Source organism: Aquiflexum sp., assembly GCF_041751335.1.
GTDB lineage: Bacteria > Bacteroidota > Bacteroidia > Cytophagales > Cyclobacteriaceae > Aquiflexum.
Genome location: NZ_JBGSXS010000035.1, coordinates 1 through 4584 on the forward strand (window position 1 = coordinate 1; position 4584 = coordinate 4584).

Here is a 4584-nt window from a genome sequence, read left to right on the forward strand (position 1 = left end):
TCCTCCTAATGAAGTTATCAAATATCCTCCGGTATCATAACTGTATTCCTTGGTAATAAAACTCTTCCCATAACCAATTCCGAAAGAGAAGTTATTCCTCGGATTTCCAATGGTGTTGGATGCATAAAATCCAAAAAAACCCGGTTGCCTAAATTGAGGCAAAGGTCCTTTACCCAGAAAACCAGAAACTTTTAAATAATAAATATTTTCTTTTTGCCATATTGCATATGATGTACTAATTAAATACGCGATTTCAAAATCAGAAATAATCCCTAGGTCAGGAATAATCAAAAAAGAAGCAGTTGCGGAAAATTTATCCGTGATTCCTAAACCAAACTGATTAAAAAGAAGGTAAATATTCTTCCATTCAAACTGCCCCTCCTCCATAGGTATTCCTGAATTAGAAATAATATTTTTATGCTTGTATTTGGTAAACTCCAAATTAACTTTAGAGACTGAGTCCTCCCTAGAATCACGTGCGTGTGTGAAATTTTGATCAAAAAAAGTAGTATCGGGTTCAACTGATTCTGTTTGGCCTACAAGTAATATTAAGAAAACAAGTAAAGTGTTCATAGCATTGGATGTTAGTGGTAAATTGGGATTCAATCTTTTTATTTAACCTTTTCTAGTGAAATAAATTTACCGAAGAACATCGTAAATGTAATCCAAAGCTATTTCTGGATTTTTGCAAAAAACAAAACAACTAAAGTGTTCATAACCGACATTAGTAAAACCTGCTGTAGAATGGTATGAGTAAGTGGATTTTTATCATTTTCCAATAAAAAAAAGCCGAATCACATCATGATCCAGCCAATTAAATTATGTTATTAAATTCGTTTACTCAGCTTTAGTCCACTCTACCGTCCTCCCAATCAACGAAATACCCACATATCCCCGAACTTCAAGAGTCTTGTTATCTTTTTTCTTAATGATGCAGGAATAGGTTTTTCCGTTTTTTGGATCATAGATGGTTCCATTTTCCCAAGTACTTCCATTATGTTCAAAATCTGTCAAAAGCTTCATGCCCATGATCGGCCTTGTTTTTTTGGATTTATCCGAATTGTTTTTGTCTGTTTTGGGTTTACCGTTTTCGGTCGGATCTTGAAGCCAAACGATTTTGCCATGGTATTTGCCACCCTCTTTAAAAATCTCCACCTGTGCATCCTTCTCCGTATTATACCATTTGCCAACAATAGCATCAGCAGCTTGGGAAAAAGCCGACATGGTAATTCCTGAAATAAATAAGAAGGTGAAGATCAAAATATATTTTTTCATGGTCATTTTGGTTTTTATTTGTCTTTTAATTAAACTGAAATCATACATTTATACACGGGATTTGACTCAAATGTTTGGTGAAAATCATAAAACCATGGTTATGAGACCGTTTACATTTGGATTTGATGGATGAGGCAAAAAAATGGATGGATATCAATTGCAATGGGGAAATCTTACACTACATCTGCTTCCTGAAAAGGCAATCTATGTTGAAGAGCTCAGGTCACTCTTGATTGCTGACCCACATTTTGGAAAAGCAGCACATTTTAGAAAAGCAGGCATTCCGGTTTCTGAGAAATTGCACATTGGGGATTTAATGGTCATTCAAAAACTGATGCAAACTTACCATCCCAAGCACCTGTATTTTTTAGGGGACTTGTTCCACAGCGACTTGAACATTGCATGGAATGACCTTGAAACCTTTGCCGTATATCATCCTGAAACCAATTTTCACCTGATCAAAGGAAATCATGACATACTTCCTGATGCGGTTTATCGTTCAGATATATGGCAGGTTCATGTAGAACCGTTGACGATTGGAAATTTGATTTTATCGCATGAACCAATGACAAATATCCCTTCGGACAAAATCAACCTTTGTGGACATATACACCCCGGCATATCCCTTTATGGAACAGGGAGGCAAAAACTTACCCTTCCCTGCTTCTTTATTTGCCCCAATCAGATTATCCTTCCGGCATTTGGGAGATTCACCGGATTGTACACCATGAAATGCGGTAAAAATGACAATGCCTTTGTAATTGCAGAAAAAAAAGTCATTCCTGTCAATTTCATTGATTAAGATTGGTTTAGTAACCCAAGCTGTTTAATTTTGACACAATTCTAATTCACGACATGAGGGTAAATCCAAGAAAAAAAACCAGGCTGGGAAGATTTAAGTTTATTTCAGTACTTTTCAGCACTACCCTTTCCCTATTTATTCTAGGTCTTTTTGGAGTGATAGTTATTCAGGCCAAGACTCTGACAAGCATTATTAGAGAAAATATCGAAATCCAGGTCTTCCTCAATAAAAACATAACCGATGCTGACAAAACCCAAATTGGGAGTTCGCTGGAATCCAAACCATATATTCTTCAAAAAGAAGGAAAATCTGGTATTTCATTTATCTCTCAGGAAGAAGCTGCCCAATCATTTCTGGAAAGTACGGGGGAAGATTTCACAAAATTCCTCGATGATAATCCACTCAGAGATAGTTACACCATTGCCATCGCAGAAGAATATCAGACAGCAGAACTGATAGAAGAAATCGTGAAAGAGATAGAATCAATAGATGGCGTTTTTGAAGTGACCTACATGTCTGATCTGGTAGAATCCATCAACCAAAACCTGTTCAAAGTGGCAATGATCATGGGAGGGTTTATCCTTATTCTGGTATTCACCGTGGTGATGTTGATCAACAATACCATTAGACTGGCATTGTTCTCTCAACGATTCCTTATCAGGAGTATGCAATTGGTAGGGGCAACAAGAGGCTTTATCAGAAGACCTTTTCTGGGTAGAGCTTTGGTTTTTGGATTACTTGCTGGACTGATAGCTTCCATACTCTTGTTCGGAATCATCGAATACACCAAAGCCAACATTGATGGATTTGCATTGCTTCAGGATTACAACTTATTATATGGCCTTTTCGGTGTATTGATTTTGATCGGTATCCTACTTTCTGTATTCAGTACTTTACAGGCTGTAAACAAATATTTAAACATGTCTTTAGACGAATTATATTAATATGAACAACCCACATTTTGCATTTACCAGAAAGAACTATATCCTGATGCTGATAGGCATTGGCATCATTGCTTTGGGATTTATCATCATTGGGATGGATAGTGCACCACATGGTTTTGGCTTTTTGGGTCTCACCTTGGGACCCATTATTACTTTGGCAGGATTCATATTTGAGTTCTATGCTATTTTTTACCGTTCCGATAAAAAATAATTTTCTATGGAAATCATTGATGCGATCATCCTTGGCATTGTTCAGGGATTGACAGAGTTTTTGCCTGTTTCTTCCAGTGGGCATTTGGAATTGGGTTCTGCTATTTTGGGTGATGACAAAATCCCCGAAGAAAGCCTTATGTTCACGATAGTTCTTCATTTTGCTACAGCCTTGGCCACTTTGGTAGTCTTCAGGAAAGATATTGTGGAACTGATCATCGGGCTTCTAAAATTCCAGTGGAACGAAGAAACCCAATTCACGGTAAAAATTATCCTTTCCATGATTCCGGCGGTAATCATCGGGTTGTTTTTTGAAGAGCAGTTGGAACAGTTTTTCGGAGGACAGATAGTTTTTGTGGGCTTTATGTTATTGGTCACTGCAGCGTTATTATTCTTAGCAGATATGGCAAAAAATACCGAAAAACCAGTTAGTTTCACAAACTCCATCATAATAGGACTTGCCCAAGCTGTGGCCATGTTGCCAGGTATATCAAGATCGGGGGCTACGATTTCCACTTCGGTACTGTTGGGTATTGACAAAAACAAAGCCGCCAGATTTTCTTTCCTGATGGTAGTGCCTTTGATCATCGGAAAAATCGCTAAGGATATACTTGATGGTGCACTGACTTATAATGAAGCAAGCTTTGGCTACCTTTCTGCTGGGTTTATTGCAGCTTTTATTGCAGGTATTTTTGCATGTACCTGGATGATCCAATTGGTGAGAAAAAGTAAATTGACCTATTTTGCAATCTATTGTACCATTGTTGGTCTGATTGCGATCTTTGCAGGATTATATATGTAACATGCAGGAAGAACCTTACGGAGAAGTTTTTCTCATCAATAAACCCTATGAATGGACCTCTTTTGATGTGGTCAAAAAAGTCAGAAATGCCCTCAGGATTAAAAAAGTCGGACATGCAGGGACTTTAGATCCTTTAGCCACAGGTCTATTGATAGTCTGTGCGGGTAAAAAAACAAAATCCATTGAGTCCTTTATGGCTCAGGAAAAAGAGTATACAGGGGTATTTGTCTTGGGTAAAACCACTGAAAGTTTTGACCTTGAGAAGGAAATCATTGAAGTAGCTGATCCCTCCTATCTGACCTTAGAGGAAGTGACATCAGCCGTCAAGCAACTCACAGGGAATATCTTGCAAATCCCACCCATGCATTCAGCAATTAAAGTGGATGGAAAAAGGGTCTATGAATCCGCACGGCGAGGAGAAGAAGTAAAAATGGATCCCAGACCTGTCACGGTATCAGAATTTGAAATTGTCAAATTTGAAAACCCCGAAGTACATTTCAGAATTGTTTGCTCCAAAGGCACTTACATCAGAAGCCTCGCCAGGGATGTTG

The 4584-nt window shown here is 37.9% G+C and carries 7 protein-coding genes; 5 read left to right on the forward strand and 2 right to left on the reverse strand.

Annotated features, from left to right (window positions below; all coding sequences use genetic code 11):
* The coding region (locus ACEW8U_RS01965; RefSeq protein WP_373520356.1) for a hypothetical protein at positions 1–573 on the reverse strand (573 nt) is incomplete at its 3' end.
* A gap of 264 nt (positions 574–837) precedes the next feature.
* Positions 838–1275, reverse strand: a complete 438-nt coding sequence (locus tag ACEW8U_RS01970; protein ID WP_373520357.1) for a DUF2147 domain-containing protein — start codon at positions 1273–1275, stop codon at positions 838–840.
* Positions 1276–1417: 142 nt separating this feature from the next.
* Here ACEW8U_RS01970 and pdeM point away from each other — a divergent pair, with 142 nt between their 5' ends.
* From pdeM to truB, 5 genes are all read left to right on the forward strand, one after another.
* Positions 1418–2077, forward strand: coding sequence for a ligase-associated DNA damage response endonuclease PdeM (gene pdeM, locus ACEW8U_RS01975; protein WP_373520358.1), 660 nt, complete (start codon positions 1418–1420; stop codon positions 2075–2077).
* Positions 2078–2130: 53 nt separating this feature from the next.
* Positions 2131–3021, forward strand: coding sequence for a cell division protein FtsX (locus ACEW8U_RS01980; RefSeq protein ID WP_373520359.1), 891 nt, complete (start codon positions 2131–2133; stop codon positions 3019–3021).
* Between the two features lies 1 nt (position 3022).
* Positions 3023–3232, forward strand: a complete 210-nt coding sequence (locus tag ACEW8U_RS01985; RefSeq protein WP_373520360.1) for a DUF3098 domain-containing protein — start codon at positions 3023–3025, stop codon at positions 3230–3232.
* Between the two features lie 6 nt (positions 3233–3238).
* Entirely contained in the window at positions 3239–4033 is a 795-nt protein-coding gene (locus ACEW8U_RS01990) for an undecaprenyl-diphosphate phosphatase (protein WP_373520361.1), read from the forward strand.
* Position 4034: 1 nt separating this feature from the next.
* A partial coding sequence (gene truB / locus ACEW8U_RS01995; protein WP_373520362.1) for a tRNA pseudouridine(55) synthase TruB occupies positions 4035–4584 on the forward strand: 550 nt, incomplete at its 3' end.